The sequence below is a fragment of the Bdellovibrio sp. HCB185ZH genome (assembly GCF_047302455.1).
Taxonomy (GTDB): Bacteria; Bdellovibrionota; Bdellovibrionia; order Bdellovibrionales; family Bdellovibrionaceae; genus Bdellovibrio.
In genome coordinates this window covers 2,922,987-2,939,504 of the sequence record NZ_CP178624.1, presented here as the reverse complement: position 1 = coordinate 2,939,504, position 16,518 = coordinate 2,922,987, and the positions used below count along the sequence as shown (strand labels likewise).

Sequence of the window (16,518 nt, the reverse complement as noted above, 5' to 3'; positions counted from 1 at the left end):
TAGAGAATTGCTGTTACTTATTTTTCTGATGCTGGCGCACGTTTATAACCGGCATATTTCTCAGATATAGTCTGAGCTTTTTCCGGTTTTAATAAATTCATGATATCAGCAGCATTTTTCTTTTTCATACGACCAAGTATCTCGACCACCAAATCCTCGTCCATCGTCTCAAAGACTTTGGCCGCCTGGGGGGCTTTCATATTGGTGTACATCTGTACCAAGGTATCGACTTTCTGGTCGTCAGCCTTGACGCGAGTTTCAAGCATGTTGGAAATTTTCCCACGCATGTCTTCAAGCTCTTTCAAACGCTTATCAAGCTCTACCTTCTGTGCCGCGAGCTCTGATTCTTGACGATTCAGTTCTTCTTCACGGGCATCCAATTCTTTTTTGCGATCATTCAATTTCGTTAGGTGATCTATTTCATCAGAAGATAAAGCTGCGGCTTTGGTTTCTGTTTCAGCGGACTCTTCTTTTTTCTCAGGAGCTTTTGCTGCTGCCGGTTTTGCCGGAGCTGTTTCCGCAACCGCTTCACCCGTCATAGTGATTTCGACACGTTTCAAAATATTATCGATCTCTTCGTGATTCTGGAATCCCACCACCGCCAATACCAATCCCAAGAATGAAAAACCGGCCATTTTCCAATGCACGCCAGATTTTTTCTTTTTGGATTTTTTGGGAGCAGTCATTTTCATGCGACGACGAAGTTGTTGTTCCACGTCTTCAGAGGATAGATCCAGATGCAAACGAGTTGATGAAGGATTTTTAGTGAATTTAACAGGAGATGCTCCACCGTTTTCATCAGCGACTTTGCGAGCATTCTTAAAGAATTGATCGTATCCCGTTTTCATCGATTTCCTTCATCCGTGAAGAACGCTGAACATCCTATTCAGCAGTTTTTTTGAACCGCAATATCGCCTGTTCATCCATCTCTTTTTGATCCTGGATCTTACGTTCGGCTTTGTATTCCTCGAACTTGTTTTCCCGGACCTTCTCCATAATTTTATATTCTAGAGCCGCTTGTCGCAAAATTTCTCTCTTGTACTCGACTATTTTCTCGATCTCTTGAATTTTTTGCTCTTGTTGGAGGATGCGAATTTTTTGGCCTTTAAGGAATTCATGAATCTGAGACAGGGCTGGACCTTGGGCACCCCCAACCTGAAGCAGGCTGCCAGCGCGGGCTTGAGCCTCCAGAATCTCCTGATTCATTTTATCTAATTTTTCCTGGAATTCATTCAAGACCGCCACGGCGTCTTGAAAGTCCTTCTGCGCAAGGTTTTCCACAACCTTGCGATGCTCAAGAACTTTTTGCATGGGGAATTTAAATCTCATGACTCTCCCCTAGTGTTAAGCGTGCATCAGGATCTGTTGGAGCATACGAACTGTGTTATTGAAGTTCGTTGGGTCTTCGACTCTTTGTTTTAAGAAGTCGTTGACCTGGTCGATCACTTTCACAGCCTTATCAATCTTAGGATTGGAACCTGGCTTATAAGCACCGATATTGATCAAATCTTCTGCGTCTTTATATACCGCCAAGACTTCTTTCAGCTTTTGCGCCAGTTTCACGTGTTCCGACGAAGCAACCGCTTTCATAACACGCGACGCACTTTGCATCACATCGATCGCAGGATAGTGACCACGGGCCGCTAAAGCACGGGAAAGCACAATATGTCCGTCCACGATGGAACGAACCGAGTCCCCGATCGGGTCATTCATATCATCACCCTCGACGAGAGTGGTGTAAAACCCGGTGATACTGCCTTCGCCTTCAAAATTTCCGGCGCGTTCCAAAAGTTTTGGAAGAGTCGCAAATACCGAAGGCGTGTAACCTTTTTGAGACGGTGGTTCACCTGTCGAGAGACCAATTTCACGTTGAGCCATCGCAAAACGTGTCACGGAATCCATCATCAATAATACATTTTTACCTTGAGCACTGAAGTATTCTGCCATTGCGGTTGCCACATAGGCACCACGCATACGCAAAAGAGGAGATTGGTCACTCGTAACACATACGACTACGGAGCGAGCCATACCTTCAGGCCCCAAATCATGCTCGATAAACTCACGCACCTCACGGCCACGTTCACCGATCATTGCGATCACGTTCACGTCGGCACTGGTGTTACGAGCCATCATACCCAATAGAACGGACTTACCCACACCCGAACCGGCCATAATAGCGACACGCTGGCCTTGGCCTGCGGTTAATGCGCCATTGATCGCACGGATGCCCACATCCAGGGGCTCACGAATCGGCTGTCTGTCCAAAGGGTTACGAATTTCACTGTACAAAGGAACTTCACGGAAGTTTTCGATCTCACCTTTATTATCCAAAGGACGACCTAAACCATCCACCACGCGGCCCAAAAGCTCGTCGCCGGCGCGAACAGTGGCAATTTGACGGGAAAGAATAATCTTAGAACCTAAAGCGACGCCTCTCATGTCATTAAGAGCCATCATCAGTACGTGCTTGTCTTTAAAGCCCACGACTTCTGCAAGGAAGGAGCGCTCCAGACCTGTTGGATTGATTTGCACGATACTGCCCACGCTGGCGCCAGGGAGATATCCCTTGATCAGCATTCCGTTCACCTCAGTCACTTTACCGCTATCGCGGGTCAAGTGGATCGAGTTGACCAAGTCAGAATACTTATCCAGATCAAGAGACATTTCGTCGTTCATTAACTAGCAACCTTGTCTTTAACTTTAGGCATGTTTTCGGAAAGAACAGACCACAGCTGTTCCAGGCGTTGCTCGACACGAGCATCCACTTCGCCATAATTTGTTTCCACGATGCAACCGCCAGCCATAATTTCTGAGCTTGGTTCAAAGCGGATCTTTTTCGTGAATTCCAGATCACGGCCCGTTTCTTTTTTAAGCTCTTCCAAGAATTCGAATTGTTCTTGAGAAACATGCACCGTGATTTGTTCTTCGTCTTGCGCCAGGCTGACAGCATCACGCAAGATCTGAATCATAGCATCGTTATTCGTCTGCAACTCTGCCTTCGCCAGGCGACCCGCCATTTTATAGGCTAACGTCACCAGATGGTTTTCATTGAACGCCGCGAGGTCTTTTTTCAATTCTTTCACACCCAGCAAAAGCTCATCCAAGCCTTGCATACGAGCCGCGATTTCGGCAGACACTTTTTCAAAAGCTTCTTTACGGCCTTCTTCCAGACCCAAATTGTAAGCTTCCTGGTACGCCTGTTCCTGGATCTCTTTAAGTTTTTCCAGGGCAGCGGCTTCGATTTTTTCTTCTTCGTCAATGCGTTCCACTTGATCGACACCCGTTTGAATACGGATGGCATCATTCATACGGAAATCAGAACCGCGTTGTTTTTGAATCAAATACTCATGAGCTTGAGCGGGAGTGCCCAGCTCAAATTTAGCTGGGACAAACTCCAGAACAGTCTTTTCAGCGACGTCCTTTTTAAGAACTGCTTTTGTATGGGCGCCCACGCCCTGTTTACTAGACCATTGCATCTTCTGAACCGCCTCTTGCGATCATGATCTTGCCTTCCGCCTCTAAGCGGCGAGCAGCATTGACGATCTCTTGTTGTGCGCCTTCGACGTCTGACAAACGAGAAGGTCCCATGTTCGATAAGTCTTCGCGTAACATCTCGGCCGCACGGGCAGAAATATTTTTGAAGATTTTGACACGGATCTCTTCGCTTGACGTTTTGAGTGCCAAAAGAAGTTTGTCGTTTGGTACTTCTTTGAGAAGGGCCTGAATACCACGATCGTCGATTTTGATGATGTCGTCGAAGACAAACATAAGTTTGCGGATCTCTTCGGCAAGAAGAGGATCCTTTTCTTCCAAACGGGACATGATCGCCGTCTCTGTGTTTTTGTCCATAACGTTGAGCATTTCTGCCACCGGTTGAACACCACCCAAAGCTGCTTGTTCGACTGTCGCTGTGTTAGATAATTGATGTTTCAATACGCGGTCGATCTCGCCGATCAACTCTGGATCGACGTGTTCTAGATTCGCCATACGCAGAACCACTTCGGCTTGAAGAGCTTCTGGAAGACGTTTTAGAACCTCACCTTTTTTCTCTGGCTCCAAGTGAGCCAAGATCACTGCAACAGTCTGAGGATGTTCATTCACCAGGAATGTCGCCAAAGACTTCGCATCGACCATCTCCAAAGACTCAAGCGAACGAGAGCCCCCTGTCGTGATATTCAAACCACCCAGGATGCCTCTGGCACGTTCCTCACCCAAAGCGTCCACGATAGTTTCCTTCGCAGAGATCGTTTCAGAGAAGATATAGTCTTCAGTTTCAGAAATCATTTCATAGAACTCTTCAAGAACACGTTTGGTTACGTGCACAGGAACAACGCGCAACTTACTCATTTGATTAATAAGTTTGCGGATATCAGCGTCGTCCATACGGCGCAGAAGGACTTTAACTGCATCCTTACCAAGGTAATTGATAAGAATCGCTGCTTTGTCGAAACCTTTGAGCTGTTCGTACTCAATATGATCGGCTCTTTGCAGTTTCATTAGCCATCCTTCCTAACAAGCCACATACCGAAAGCATTAGCGGCTTTTTCTTCATCACGACCCATGGTCGCCATAATACGGTCTTTCAACAATTCAGATTCAGCTTTCTCAGGGTCAATAGATTCCTGCAGAACAGGAAGAGCGGTCGACATACCTGGAAGCGTGTTATCCACGGATTGCAATTCTTCAAGTTCCTCGATCGTACGTGGAAGCATTTCCTCAACAGAGTCTTGGAAGCTGTCTGTGATCCATTGCATGAATGGACGAACCACGATGAAGAAGAATAGCGCCAAAGAGAAACCAAGAAGAGCCCATTTGAACAAAGCATGGATCAACTTTTTACGCTCAAGCGTTGTCAGGATTTTCTCTGCTTCAGAAAAGTCTTCTGGTTGGAACTGGATCGTTTCAACTTTAACCGAGTCACCACGAGCAGCGTTGAAACCAACAGCACCCTTGATCAGGTCTTCATACTTTTTAACTTCTTCAACAGAACGCGGCTGCCATTTTGTTTCAGTTGTTCCGTCGTCTTTTTTAGTCGTAACGGCAACACCATCAACCACAACTGCGATGCTCAGGCGCTCAAGGTTACCCGCTGTTTCACGGATATTGCGCACTGTTTTTGGAACTTCGTAGTTAATTGTTTTAAGTTCTTTTTTAACGTCTTGTTTGAAACCCACTTGGCCGTTGTTGTCTTCGGCACCTGGGATGTTGGAACGGGAACCTGGGACACCCGCAGGATTCGTACGCGCCCCATCCAAAGATTCCTCTTCAGATTGTTGGGAACGAATGGCTGTTTTATCCGGATCCACAAGCTCTTCCACAGAAGAAATCACTCGGTGATTCAATGTCGCATCAACTTTCGCCACAACTTTGGCGTGACCGACTACTTTAGAAAGGATGTCTTCGATACGATCTTCGAAATCTCTTTCAACTTTAGCTTTCAGATCCAAAAGTTCATTGGAACCACCGGTTGAACCATCAGAAGTACGAGTCAAAACTTTACCGCGCTCATCCAGAACCGCGACTTTATCAGCGTCCATACCTTCAACAGCATTCGCCACCAGGTAACGGATACCACGAACTTGATCAGGCGTCAGTTCTTTACCTGAGTGAAGTTCAACGACAACAGAAGCTGATGGTGAACCACCTTCTTCCAGGAATGTTTTCTTGTTTGGCAGAGCCAGGATCACTTTAGACTGCTTTACCGCAGTCAAAGTGTTGATAGCTCTCATCAACTCCCCTTGAAGGGCACGTTGATAGTTAATTTTTTGAGCGTAAGAGTTCACACCGAAATCTTGCTTATCGAAAAGCTCAAGACCAATGTTCCCCATTTTTGGAGAACCGATTTCCGCCATCAACGTCATTTGCGTTGAGTGCAAGAGCTCTTTGGGGATGGCAACGGTTTTACCACCGTCACGCAATTGGAATGGGATATTTTTCTCGTTCAATTTGCCGACGATCGAAGAAACTTGTTCAGTCGGAATGTTCGTGAAAAGAGGAACATAGTCTTTACCAGACGCCATGAACATCATCGTCAATAAAGCCACCACCGCAATAAGAGTTACGGCAACAACTGAAAGTCTTTTGGTTGGACCCAGATTTTTAAAGAACTCACGAAACTGGACAACCAATCCACCAAAAATTTTGTTCAAAGAATCCCTCCGGGGCTTTTACGCTTTGGCTCCGCCAAAGCACTCGATCACTAAACCGTACCAGTAATATAATCTAAAAACTAAACCTGCATCTTCATGACTTCTTGATATGCATCGATGATCTTGTTGCGCACCTGAACCATCACACGCAAAGCGATGTCAGCTTTTTCTGCCGCAATCATGGCACCAGCGACGTCGTCCGTTTTTCCAGTTGCAACGTTTTGTGCAAATTTGTCTGAAGACTTTTGCAACTCGTTCACAGAGGAAACGGCTTCTTTCAGAGTGTCAGCAAAGCTCTTACCGGATTCTGATGTATTACTTAGTGGTGTCGTCTCGCCCGAGATAGACAGTGACTTTGAGTCACGCAGATTTCCAGATTCCAGAAATCTGTTTGCATTTGATACTGTAAAACCCTCCATGGCTTCACTTCTCCTTGTACTCTATAAAGTGTATTCTAAACGTTCTTAAATTTCCTGCTTTTTCAACCTAGTCTAGGAACTATCTTCCTATCTCTAGAGCGCTCATGGCCATATCTTTTGACGCCTGCATCGCCGATACGTTGGCCTCGTAGGAACGCGACGATTGTATCATATTGGTCATTTCTTCCATGAGATTGATATTCGGATAAGCGACGTAACCCTCTGGATTTGCATCAGGGTGATCCGGCTCATATTTCATCAAAGGAGCTTTACGATCTGAGACAACGTCAGTCACCTGGACCCGTTGCATATTCCCCATAGGGTCTGTACCTGTCACGATTTCGCCAAAGTTCTTGGCGTCGGGCATCGACTCGAAAACCACGTCCTTACGGCGATACGGACCACCCTCAGGGGTCTGGGTTGTATTGATGTTAGCGATGTTGCTGGCAATCGTATTCATGCGCATTCTTTGCGCCGCCATACCACTGCTACTAATTCTCATACCCGTTAAAAAATCAGCCATGACTTACTCCTGAACATCCTGTTCTGGATTAATTAATTACTCCGACGGAGTCGGAGTGCAGACCTACCTGCCTTCTGACGCCGCGTACTTCAAAGCTGCCATTTTCTTATTGATCAGCTGAAGAGCGGTTTTGTACATGATCGCATTCTCAGACAATGCCGACATTTCTTTTTCCAGATCCACAGTGTTGCCGTCGTTATTCACAGCGCCCTCTGGATTTTCGTAAATGTCCGGGCGAGTTTTCGCCACCGAAACACCGCCGATGGCAAAATGGTCACCACTCGTGGCACTCAATGCATTCATGCCATCCATATTCAAGGAACGAGACAACGCCTCTTCGAAATCCATCTTTTTTGCGTGATACCCTGGGGTCTCCGCATTGGCGATGTTTGAGGAGGTGACATTGTTACGAAGCTGGCGCATACGCATCGACGTCGCCAGCGCGTTGGTCGTTTTATCGAAAATATCACTCATGCGACACCTTCTTCCCTGTACTCGTTAAGTTTATTTCTTAATGTTCTAATACTGATTCCAAGCATTTGCGCCGCACGTGTGCGGTTCTGGGCCGTCAGTTCCAGGGTCTGAAGAATCAGACGCTTTTCAACCGCAGAAAGGGACATTCCGGGAGCAAAATCTGCTGCGGTATCGTCCTGGACGGACTCAAATTGAATAGAACCGACTTCGATGGTCTGGGTCTTAGCCAGGACCACAGCGCGTTCTATAACATTTTCAAGTTCACGAATATTTCCAGGCCAGTTCCAGCTGGTCAAACGGGCATAAGCGTCCGTTGAAAAATGCAGGCCAGAACGACCGTGCATAATCTGCGTCACTTCCAGGATAAAACTCGCGATCGTATTGAAATCGTTCGTGCGATCTTCAAGACGTGGAACTTCCAAATGAATCACTGCAATTTTATAAAACAAATCCTGTCTGAACTGTTCCTGCTTAACCATCGCGCGCAAATCACGGCGAGATGTGGAAATGAAACGTGGCTTTGTGCCATCTGTTCTTTCCGCAAGTTTCATCAACTCCGCCTGCACGTGAGAAGATGCGCAATCCAGGTCTTCAATCAGCAAAGTGCCGCCATCAACTTTATCAAAGTTAAAGCCACCGGCATTTTTGCATTCTAAAACCTGAAGTTTTCCTGAACGGCTTTTAGAGTAGATGTAACGAGCCAGACTGGTTTTACCGACACCGGCTTCACCAAGCACCAAAAGACTTGCTTGTGTTGCTGCCAACTGCAAACCCAACTGCTTTGCTTCGTTCATTTTTCTGTCTTCGATGTTCAAAGCATCAAAATCAAAATACGACATCCTGTCTTTACTCCTACTTGCTTTCCTGCTTATCCGCTGCCATTGCGGGAATTCTTTGAATATACTTTTTATAACCGTCTCGCCATTCGGAGTTCTTTAACTGCTCTTGTGCGAGGTTTTTCCAAAAGCCACTTTTTTGACCCTTGAATTCGTCCCAAACCTCAGCAGCTTTTTGAACTTCGCCGCGATTAAAATAAATCTGACCCAATTTGTATCTGATGGAAGAAAGAGGTCTTGTGTCCTCGTACTGTTCCAAAAGATTTTTATACGCGCCGATCGCTTTGTCTTTTTGACCGGCTTCCATATAAACATTGCCCATCATTTCCAACGCTTTGGCATGCACCACCGCTGGAACTTTTTGGGAATCTGTTTTCAATTTATCGATCATACCCAAAGCCTGAAGTGCTTCGTCTTTTTTGCCTTGTTTCAATTGCAGCTCTGCGAGTTTCAAGTAAGGTTCGGCCACCAATTCCGGCTGACCTTTCCAAGTTCTTAGCAACTCTCCCAAATAACGAACGGCAGAGTCTGTATCACCACGACGCTCAAGCAGGCGAACCGCAATTCCCACGCGTTCGATCTGATCGTCTTCAGAAAGCTTTTCTGGATTTTTGATATTTTTAAGATACTCGTAAGCTTGATTGTATTTCAGTTCGTTCGAAGAAACCGCCGCCAGACGCAAATTCAATTCCTCAATCGAAGGAACTTCTTCTTTCACGCTGATCTCTTTAGCTTCCGGCGTTCCCTGCAAAGCATAGACGCGATTCAAAACTTCTTTATAATAACGCTCGGATTCCGCAGGAGTGCCCGCCATTTCAAATGCACGGCCCACATTGAATTTCGTGTCCAGTCGGTTGGAATTCTTCAACCAGTTGTCAGCATATTGACTATGAGTTTTCAAAGCCCCAATGAAGTCGCCCTTTTCAACCTGATCGTCCAATTTGCTGTTAATGTTGGCGATAATTCGACCCGTCAACAATGGAGCATCCACAGAACCTGGATGTTCCTTATAATACTTCGACAAAAGATTTACGGATTTATCAAACTCGCCACGCTGAGAGTAACCATCCGCCACCATGACTGTCGCGAATTGCTCCATGTTTGGCAGATCCACCTTTTTTGCAAGTTCCATGATCTCTTTAACGGCGTTCGCTGTTTCTTTTGGTTTCATGCCTTTCATTCGAGCACTCAACAGACGCAAACGCGCGATCACCGCACGGGGTGTTTCGCCGTAACGGAAATAAGTTTCAAGATAAGCCCCCATCACGCGAGACTTGTCTGCACCCAGGATATCCAACAACTCACCCAAACGAGTCATCGCATACGGAGCATGGTCACTGGACGGGAATTTTTTAACGAACTCACGATACATATCCAAACTTTGTGGATACATCTTCAAACCAAACATGGATTCTGCCTGGTTATAAAAAGCATTCGGATAAATATTTTGACCCTCTGGATATTTCTTCAAAGAGTTTTTGTATTCATCCACAGCCTTCGCATAATTTTTAGCGCGCACCCACACGTCACCACGGCGGTAAGCTGCTTCCGTTTTCAAATCACGATTTGTGGAATTCTTTTCGATATCATTAAACTGCGCAACGGCATCGTCCCATTTATTCAAACGCATGAAAGCCAAGCCCATACCCATACGAGCCAGGTCTTTGGACAATGATTCTTTTCCACCGAAGTTTTTATTTTCGATGTGCTCTTTAAACAGACGAAGCGCTGCCAAATTGTCGCCACGATCCAAAGTCAGATAGCCAATCTTCAATGAAGTTCGTTCCGCCAAAGGAGAAGTAGGGTATTTTTCAATCGCTTCTTTATATTTCTGAACCGCTTCGTCGAAATATTCCATCTTGCCGCTTTGTTTGTACAAAGCGAGATTCACATCCCCCGTCATGAAATCGATGATTTCGTTGTATTCAGACTTTGGATACTTTTCGCGGAACCATTCACGGGTTTTCAAATAAACGGCGTAACGCTCTTTTTCAAAAAGAGTCAAAAGCAGACGCGCCTGTTTGTTTTCATCAGTCCCTTTGGCATTGATTTCGTAAATTGTTGGAGTGATTTTTAGTTTTTCCCATTGGGCCACCGGAGTTTCCAACATGGGGAAGGAGATATAATAGTTATCTTTAGCACGAATGATCGATTCTTCCTTAATATCATAAGGTTTGATCGAAAAACGCTCATAGTTTGGATCACCACCATCAAAGATACCGGATTGAATCTGATCAGCTTGAGCCACCACAGTTCCTGCATCCTTGATTGCCAATGCATCAGAAGTTGCTGGTTTGCGATTTGTAGTTTTAGCTTTCGCAACTGTTTTTGCAGGTTTAGTTACTGCCTCTGCCGCTACTGTTTCATCTTTTTTAGCAGGAAGTTTTTTGGCTGCTTTGACCATGTTGGGATTCAAATAGAAATCCATGATCAAACGAGAAGGTTGGTCTGTCAGGTAATCAAAAGTATCAATGCTTTCGCCAGCAAGCGTGAAAGAGATCACAGATTTGCCGTCAGCGCCCTGAGCGTCGACAGAAACCTTGGTCACCATGTCACTTTTAAATGTGTTGAGTGACTTGATAGTGGATTCATCAAGAGCAGGGACAGTCATACGGACGATGGTCTGGCCTTTGTCATCCAAACGCTTCACATCGTAGTCCCAATTTTGTTGGCCCAATAACTCCAAATGCACGGTATCGCCTTGGAAGTTAATGAAGCCATTGACTTTGTTATTTGCTGCAGTGGCCACTAGACCAAAGCAAAGGCATCCTGCCAAAATTACGTTGCGCAAAGTGTTCACTCCTCGAACCCCTTTTCCCCTGCGTTATGCATTTGCACATACGGTGCCAGCCTTGCAAAGGTCTATTGGCAAATATGTTCAAGATGGGCAAAATGTTTCATAGAATTATTGTCAGGCCTGACAAAGCGATGACAGCGACGTTGGTCTGGATTGAGTTTGTAAGACTGAATTTTCCCTCAGAAAATTCCGATAGATAGGCGATATGAAAAACCACTTTAAATACATCATCATGAGCTTACTTCTTGGCAGTTGCGTATCGGTGGAACTCCCTGGTGGCAAGGTAACTGCCGCTAAAGACGTGGAGTTTTCGGAGCCTGGCGGAGATTATTCCAAAATCAAATCCAAAGGAACGGATCGCGCGTGGCAGAGTTCAAAAACGGGAAACACTATTTCCTATGTCTCTGAATGCGGCAGCAACACAGACGTGAGCTTGCAGACTTTGGAAACAGAGTCCTTAAGTGCTCTGAATAAGTTGGAAGTCTTGAAAACGGAAGAAAAACCCTTCAATGGCCGCGCTTCTCGCCAGACAACATCCGTGGGTTCAATTGATGGCGTCCCTGTGGCTCTTTCCCTGGTGGTCTTTAAAAAGAACGGTTGCAACTATACACTCAGCTACGGTGGCGTGGAGAAACAATTCAATTCGGAACTTCCCGTATTTGAAAATTTTAAAGCAAACTTCAAGGCTCCTTAGATGTTGCAAGCCCTTTTACCTCTTACCAACTTCACGATCGAGATCTTCCACTTTCTGGGTGGTATTGGTCTTTTGACGCGTGATATTTTTCGCGAGCTGACGTCCACGAAGCTTTATTGGCGTCTGTTGGGCGAGCAAATTTATCAAGTCGGTATTCGTTCTGCTCCGTTGATCGTTGTAACCGCTGTGACGATTGGTGCGGTGATGTCCTTGCAATTCGGTCTGGGCTTGGAAAAGTTCGGCGGTAAAATGTATGTCCCAAAACTATTAGCAGTAACGATCTTACGCGAAATGGGTCCCATGTTCACAAGCTTGATGCTGGCAGCCCGCGTGGGCGCTGGCATCGCCAGTGAAATTGGTTCAATGGTGGTCACGCAACAAGTGGATGCCATTCGCGCACTGGGCACCTCCCCGATTCGTAAAATTGTTATTCCTCGTGTGTTGGCCTGTTTGATCACTTTGCCAATTCTTTGTGCTGTCACGAACGTTGTCGCCAATGCAGGTGGTTTGTTCATCGGTGCAGTGGAATTAAACTTGGATCCCAGCTTTTATCTATTAAAAGTCCTTTCGACCTCTTCTGTCGGCGACTATGTTTCCGGTTTCGGCAAAACGTTCTTTTTCTCTTTATTCATTTCAATCCCCGCTTGTTACTTTGGATTGAATGTTAAAAATGGAACGAAAGAAGTCGGCATTGCGACAACAAAAGCTGTCGTGGTTTCTTCGATTCTGATTTTGATTGGGGACTTCTTTCTTTCGAAACTTTTCTGGATTGTGGAGAAATTCCTATGAGCGAAAAACCACAAGCGTTTATTGAAGTGATTGATTTCCACAAATCCTTTGATGAGAAAAAAGTGCACCAAGGTGTGAGCTTTTACGTTCGCAAGGGAGAATGCCTGGGCCTGATCGGTGGATCAGGGACCGGTAAATCCGTTTTATTAAGAACACTGGTGGGGTTGGAAAAACCTGACCAGGGCCAAGTCATCGTCGATGGCACTCCGATTCATGGGATGTCAGAAGCGCAACTGGTCGAAGTCCGCAAAAAAGTCGCTTACGCCTTTCAAGGCGGGGCGCTTTTTGACTCGATGACAGTTTATGAAAATCTGGCTTATCCTCTGCGCGAGCATTTCAATTTCTCGGAAAAAGAAGTGGAAGCACAAATCAAAGCTCAGTTGGAAGAATTCGGTTTGGCACCGGGAACGGAAAAGCTTTATCCAGGAAGTCTTTCCGGGGGTATGCAAAAACGTGTGGGCCTGGCACGTGCGATGATGATTCATCCCCAAGTGGTTCTGTACGATGAACCGACAGCAGGCTTGGATCCTTATAATACTAAAAAAATTCAAGAATCTATTTTGAAACTGAAATCCAAAGGGATGACTTCGATATTGGTCACCCATGATATGCCCACCGTGTATGCTGTTTGTGACAAAGTGGCTTTGCTCCAAAATGGTCGCATCAGCGAACAATACACAATTGATACTTTGAAAAAAGAGCCAAGCGGCGCGATGACAGAATTTATCAACGGAGAGAGCGCGTAATGGAATCATCAAACACCACCCAAGTTAAAGTCGGAATTTTTCTGGCGATCGGAATAGTGATCATCTTAGGATCGATCTTTTTCATCGGCGGTGAAAAATCTATCTTTAAATCCTATATCAACCTGCATGCGCACTTTGACCAGGTACAGGGTCTGGCAGAGGGCAGCGTGGTCTCGCTTTCCGGTATCACGATCGGAAACGTGCAAAAGATCAACTTCCTATCTGACAAAAACTCGTTGGATGTGGTGATGAGAGTCGACAAAGAATTCCTTCCCCGAATTCGTGAAGGCTCGCAAGTCGAGATCCGCACCCAAGGTGCCTTGGGCGACAAATTCGTCTTTATCATTCCTGCGGATCCCCGCAATCCCGAAGTTAAAGACGGCACCATCCTGGAAGTAGCGAAAGCCACTGACTTGATCGGCGTGATCTCTGAACGTGGCAGCGAGGCTAGTAAATTATTTGATATTATCGATGAAATGCACAAGATCGCTAAATCCATGAATGATGGAAATCGTTTGGGTAAAATCATGGCGAACTTTGAATCCACCTCTGCAAACTTGAGCAAAGTGAGCGGTGATGCTTCCAAAATGATGAGCCACTTAAGCGACGGCAACAGCGGTGAGAAATTGAAAAACACCATCAACCGCCTGGATGCGATCGTAGCAAAGGTAGACCGCGGCGAAGGCACATTGGGTGCCTTGATCAACGACCCAAGCATTCACAATCAATTGAAGGCTTTGCTCGGCGGGACACAACGTAAAAACAACGTTAAAAACCTTCTTCGCACATCCATCGAAAAAGAAGATTAATCCTTTTCAATACATCTAAAATATGAAATCCAAAGAGGGCTCAAGATGCCCTCTTTTTGCATTCTTACCTCTTGTCGTGACCCCAAGGCTCCCAGGAGGAATATATGCCCATTAGAAACCAGACAGGCCGCGCCCGCCGTCATAGTGTCTTAAAATTAGACACAGGCCTGCGTTTGGTTATGGCATTGATAATCCCTCTGGTGACGTCGCTGTCAGCCCAGGCTCAGGTGGTAGCATGTGAACAAGTCTTCGCAAACACGGCCCGCGACGAGCGTGCTCCCTACTATGACGAGGCTTTCGAGCGCGCCTTAACCAAATCCCTTAGACTCTTTAGCGACAAAGAAGGCCTCTCCGCCCACGACATCGCATTGCTGGTCGAAAAAGTTTACTCGAGACAAGACGGTCCTCTGTACCGAGCCAAAGACTATCTGAATCTTTCCCCCCGCGAACGGACTTTTAAAGCCCTGACTCGTCAGATGGCTGAAAAGGTCACGCGCGATGGTCTGATCGCTTATTTCCGCGAGAACGGAATTTTATTGGATAGCTCGAACTTATTAACCAAGTTGATATTCATTAATCGCGCGGGCATTACCAACACGGCTTCTGCAGGTCTTGCGATCTATGGCCTCACCAAAGGCCGTTTGCCAATCTTACTTCCCGATGTTTTTTCAAAAATTAAAACGGATGACATGAATGTGCTTTTATTGCGTGGCCTGGAATCCAAAGAAGGTCGTGAGATTTTAGAAAAGTACCATTCAAAGCAGGAAATCATGCGCGCTTACACCATCTTTAATCGTAACTATAGCCGCGTTGCTTTGGCGGTCGTGATCGCTGTGTTATGGGATAAGGGCGACGACTTTTTTAACGAAAAGCACGATAACATTTTCGATGACCTTTGGATTCGCATATTGGAAGAGCTAAAATTAGTGAAAGGAAAATCCGCATGAGAATATTTCTTTTCCTTCTGAGTTTATTGTCCCTGGCGGCTTGCCAAGAGGGTGGTTTTCATAACAACCAGTCCGTCGCAAATCCCAACGTGAAAACCCAGGTTGATGACACCATCATTGGTGGTCACGAAGCCAAATCCGGGAGCGAAATCTCCAAACTGGTTTTTTCTTTTAAATCTTTAGTGGAACCTTTGGACAGCAAAACCGGCAGTCACAAAGTGGCCGTCACACAATGTTCTGCATCGGCTTTAACTCGTCGAGTGATTTTGACCGCTGCTCACTGTATTAACGGTGAAAATCCGAGCTATGTTGAAATCATGCAGGGAGCCATTACAACGACGATCCCCGTCGTTAAGACAGTGATCATTGATGATTATAAAACAGATTCCTTTGCGGACCTGGCACTGGCGGTTTTGAAAGACGAACTTCCAGTAGACACGATGACTGTACAGATCCCAAATCCTAATATGGAAATCGATTTGAAAAAGTTGGATCTGATTTCTGCAGGCTACGGCAAGGATACCGAAACTACGGGCGAAGAAGTTAAAGATGGCTTGGGTGTGTTACGTGTCGTATTACTGAAAATTTCTGGTTATGAATTTTCTGACAGCAAATTCCTGGTCGACCAATCCCAAGGCAAGGGTTTTTGCCAAGGCGACTCCGGTGGTCCCGGTATGTTTCAAGTGGACGGCAAATACTATGTGATGGGTGTCGCATCCAAGACAGTTTTTCCCGAGCAACAAAAAGAATCTGGAGAAACTCCGGTGTGCAGTTTCCGTGGTGCTTACGTAAATCTGGTGAAATTTAAAACCTGGATTGAAGGCACTACCAAAGAGTTAATGGCAGAAATCGAAGCGATTGAAGCACCTGTGGCCTCTACGGCTTCGAACACCGATCAAACGGGAATAGACTAATCTTCCGAGTCCGGCGCGAGTCTTTGAATCATCTCGCGAATACCCGTTTGATCGTCTTGAGGAACTTCACGGCGATCCAGGGTGAACTTGATATAGCGAACAAAGTTATTCTCGAATTTCTCGTTGATGGTGTCGCGGATCTGATCCTTCAAAAAGATCATCTGCTGCATCCATGAGGAATTTCGGACCCAGACATACAAAACGCCTCTTTGGAATCCCACGGGCTCTGCATTTTTTGCAATAGTAGGACCCACGACCTCTTCCCATTTTGCCCATAATTTCCAGCGCATGAACTGTTCTGACAATGGTGACTTGCCATTTTCAAAAAGACTCTGTAGGACTTCGGATCCTAGAGTGAGCTTGCGCTTTTTATTTTTAGGGTGGCTTGGATCGTTTGAATTCATTCGCCCCCAAGTTAGCA

Annotated in this window: 18 protein-coding genes; 6 read left to right on the top strand and 12 right to left on the bottom strand. The window is 45.8% G+C overall.

Annotated elements, in window-relative coordinates; all coding sequences use genetic code 11:
- Window positions 1–17: 17 nt before the first annotated feature.
- The 11 genes from ACLSU7_RS14375 to ACLSU7_RS14325 all read right to left on the bottom strand — a co-directional run bounded on the left by ACLSU7_RS14375 (window position 18) and on the right by ACLSU7_RS14325 (window position 11,201).
- Entirely contained in the window at window positions 18–848 is an 831-nt protein-coding gene (locus ACLSU7_RS14375) for a MotE family protein (RefSeq protein WP_413292587.1), read from the bottom strand.
- Window positions 849–882: 34 nt separating this feature from the next.
- Window positions 883–1,329, bottom strand: a complete 447-nt coding sequence (gene fliJ, locus ACLSU7_RS14370; RefSeq protein WP_413292585.1) for a flagellar export protein FliJ — start codon at window positions 1,327–1,329, stop codon at window positions 883–885.
- Window positions 1,330–1,344: 15 nt separating this feature from the next.
- Complete coding sequence (locus ACLSU7_RS14365) at window positions 1,345–2,676, bottom strand: FliI/YscN family ATPase (protein WP_413292583.1); 1,332 nt, start codon at window positions 2,674–2,676, stop codon at window positions 1,345–1,347.
- Window positions 2,676–3,476 (bottom strand): FliH/SctL family protein, encoded by an 801-nt coding sequence (locus tag ACLSU7_RS14360; protein WP_413292582.1) that lies wholly within the window; start codon window positions 3,474–3,476, stop codon window positions 2,676–2,678. Before ACLSU7_RS14360 ends, ACLSU7_RS14365 begins: the two co-directional genes overlap by 1 nt.
- The gene (fliG, locus tag ACLSU7_RS14355) at window positions 3,463–4,497 is read right to left on the bottom strand and encodes a flagellar motor switch protein FliG (RefSeq protein ID WP_181605294.1); all 1,035 of its coding nucleotides are present in this window, start codon (window positions 4,495–4,497) and stop codon (window positions 3,463–3,465) included. The genes ACLSU7_RS14360 and fliG overlap by 14 nt, the downstream gene beginning before the upstream one ends.
- On the bottom strand, window positions 4,497–6,149 hold the full coding sequence (fliF, locus tag ACLSU7_RS14350) for a flagellar basal-body MS-ring/collar protein FliF (protein WP_413292581.1): 1,653 nt from the start codon (window positions 6,147–6,149) through the stop codon (window positions 4,497–4,499). The genes fliG and fliF overlap by 1 nt, the downstream gene beginning before the upstream one ends.
- 80 nt (window positions 6,150–6,229) lie before the next feature.
- On the bottom strand, window positions 6,230–6,568 hold the full coding sequence (gene fliE, locus ACLSU7_RS14345) for a flagellar hook-basal body complex protein FliE (protein ID WP_142701594.1): 339 nt from the start codon (window positions 6,566–6,568) through the stop codon (window positions 6,230–6,232).
- A gap of 79 nt (window positions 6,569–6,647) precedes the next feature.
- Window positions 6,648–7,091 (bottom strand): flagellar basal body rod protein FlgC, encoded by a 444-nt coding sequence (flgC, locus tag ACLSU7_RS14340; RefSeq protein ID WP_088615645.1) that lies wholly within the window; start codon window positions 7,089–7,091, stop codon window positions 6,648–6,650.
- A gap of 63 nt (window positions 7,092–7,154) precedes the next feature.
- Complete coding sequence (flgB, locus tag ACLSU7_RS14335) at window positions 7,155–7,565, bottom strand: flagellar basal body rod protein FlgB (protein WP_413292580.1); 411 nt, start codon at window positions 7,563–7,565, stop codon at window positions 7,155–7,157.
- Window positions 7,562–8,404 carry a sigma 54-interacting transcriptional regulator gene (locus tag ACLSU7_RS14330; protein WP_413292579.1) on the bottom strand — a complete coding sequence of 281 codons (843 nt, stop codon included), beginning with the start codon at window positions 8,402–8,404 and terminating at the stop codon, window positions 7,562–7,564. The genes flgB and ACLSU7_RS14330 overlap by 4 nt, the downstream gene beginning before the upstream one ends.
- 13 nt (window positions 8,405–8,417) lie before the next feature.
- Window positions 8,418–11,201, bottom strand: coding sequence for a tetratricopeptide repeat protein (locus ACLSU7_RS14325; RefSeq protein WP_413292577.1), 2,784 nt, complete (start codon window positions 11,199–11,201; stop codon window positions 8,418–8,420).
- A 202-nt stretch (window positions 11,202–11,403) separates the two neighbouring features.
- On the opposite strand from ACLSU7_RS14325, the gene ACLSU7_RS14320 reads away from it, so the two are divergent.
- From ACLSU7_RS14320 to ACLSU7_RS14295, 6 genes are all read left to right on the top strand, one after another.
- Window positions 11,404–11,892 (top strand): hypothetical protein, encoded by a 489-nt coding sequence (locus ACLSU7_RS14320; RefSeq protein ID WP_413292576.1) that lies wholly within the window; start codon window positions 11,404–11,406, stop codon window positions 11,890–11,892.
- Window positions 11,893–12,681, top strand: coding sequence for an MlaE family ABC transporter permease (locus ACLSU7_RS14315; RefSeq protein ID WP_413292575.1), 789 nt, complete (start codon window positions 11,893–11,895; stop codon window positions 12,679–12,681). It begins immediately after the preceding gene.
- Window positions 12,678–13,427 carry an ABC transporter ATP-binding protein gene (locus ACLSU7_RS14310; RefSeq protein WP_413292574.1) on the top strand — a complete coding sequence of 250 codons (750 nt, stop codon included), beginning with the start codon at window positions 12,678–12,680 and terminating at the stop codon, window positions 13,425–13,427. Before ACLSU7_RS14315 ends, ACLSU7_RS14310 begins: the two co-directional genes overlap by 4 nt.
- On the top strand, window positions 13,427–14,236 hold the full coding sequence (locus ACLSU7_RS14305) for an MlaD family protein (protein WP_413292573.1): 810 nt from the start codon (window positions 13,427–13,429) through the stop codon (window positions 14,234–14,236). The genes ACLSU7_RS14310 and ACLSU7_RS14305 overlap by 1 nt, the downstream gene beginning before the upstream one ends.
- Window positions 14,237–14,340: 104 nt before the next feature.
- Window positions 14,341–15,183, top strand: coding sequence for a hypothetical protein (locus tag ACLSU7_RS14300; protein WP_413292572.1), 843 nt, complete (start codon window positions 14,341–14,343; stop codon window positions 15,181–15,183).
- A complete protein-coding gene (locus ACLSU7_RS14295; RefSeq protein WP_413292571.1) occupies window positions 15,180–16,097 on the top strand; it encodes a trypsin-like serine protease in 918 nt (305 codons plus the stop codon). The genes ACLSU7_RS14300 and ACLSU7_RS14295 overlap by 4 nt, the downstream gene beginning before the upstream one ends.
- Here ACLSU7_RS14295 and ACLSU7_RS14290 read toward each other — a convergent pair.
- Window positions 16,094–16,501 (bottom strand): DUF721 domain-containing protein, encoded by a 408-nt coding sequence (locus ACLSU7_RS14290; protein WP_142701604.1) that lies wholly within the window; start codon window positions 16,499–16,501, stop codon window positions 16,094–16,096. The two genes, ACLSU7_RS14295 and ACLSU7_RS14290, sit on opposite strands and share 4 nt — an antisense overlap.
- Window positions 16,502–16,518: the final 17 nt, after the last annotated feature.

What these genes read in the sequence shown, in the direction of transcription:
- ACLSU7_RS14320 (WP_413292576.1), top strand. Translation starts at nt 11,404, where the DNA reads ATGAAAAACCACTTTAAATACATCATCATGAGCTTACTTCTTGGCAGT.
- ACLSU7_RS14365 (WP_413292583.1), bottom strand. Translation starts at nt 2,676, where the DNA reads ATGAACGACGAAATGTCTCTTGATCTGGATAAGTATTCTGACTTGGTC.
- ACLSU7_RS14305 (WP_413292573.1), top strand. Translation starts at nt 13,427, where the DNA reads ATGGAATCATCAAACACCACCCAAGTTAAAGTCGGAATTTTTCTGGCG.
- ACLSU7_RS14310 (WP_413292574.1), top strand. Translation starts at nt 12,678, where the DNA reads ATGAGCGAAAAACCACAAGCGTTTATTGAAGTGATTGATTTCCACAAA.
- fliE (WP_142701594.1), bottom strand. Translation starts at nt 6,568, where the DNA reads ATGGAGGGTTTTACAGTATCAAATGCAAACAGATTTCTGGAATCTGGA.
- ACLSU7_RS14295 (WP_413292571.1), top strand. Translation starts at nt 15,180, where the DNA reads ATGAGAATATTTCTTTTCCTTCTGAGTTTATTGTCCCTGGCGGCTTGC.
- ACLSU7_RS14290 (WP_142701604.1), bottom strand. Translation starts at nt 16,501, where the DNA reads ATGAATTCAAACGATCCAAGCCACCCTAAAAATAAAAAGCGCAAGCTC.
- ACLSU7_RS14330 (WP_413292579.1), bottom strand. Translation starts at nt 8,404, where the DNA reads ATGTCGTATTTTGATTTTGATGCTTTGAACATCGAAGACAGAAAAATG.
- flgB (WP_413292580.1), bottom strand. Translation starts at nt 7,565, where the DNA reads ATGAGTGATATTTTCGATAAAACGACCAACGCGCTGGCGACGTCGATG.
- fliJ (WP_413292585.1), bottom strand. Translation starts at nt 1,329, where the DNA reads ATGAGATTTAAATTCCCCATGCAAAAAGTTCTTGAGCATCGCAAGGTT.
- fliG (WP_181605294.1), bottom strand. Translation starts at nt 4,497, where the DNA reads ATGAAACTGCAAAGAGCCGATCATATTGAGTACGAACAGCTCAAAGGT.
- ACLSU7_RS14360 (WP_413292582.1), bottom strand. Translation starts at nt 3,476, where the DNA reads ATGCAATGGTCTAGTAAACAGGGCGTGGGCGCCCATACAAAAGCAGTT.
- flgC (WP_088615645.1), bottom strand. Translation starts at nt 7,091, where the DNA reads ATGGCTGATTTTTTAACGGGTATGAGAATTAGTAGCAGTGGTATGGCG.
- ACLSU7_RS14315 (WP_413292575.1), top strand. Translation starts at nt 11,893, where the DNA reads ATGTTGCAAGCCCTTTTACCTCTTACCAACTTCACGATCGAGATCTTC.
- ACLSU7_RS14300 (WP_413292572.1), top strand. Translation starts at nt 14,341, where the DNA reads ATGCCCATTAGAAACCAGACAGGCCGCGCCCGCCGTCATAGTGTCTTA.
- ACLSU7_RS14375 (WP_413292587.1), bottom strand. Translation starts at nt 848, where the DNA reads ATGAAAACGGGATACGATCAATTCTTTAAGAATGCTCGCAAAGTCGCT.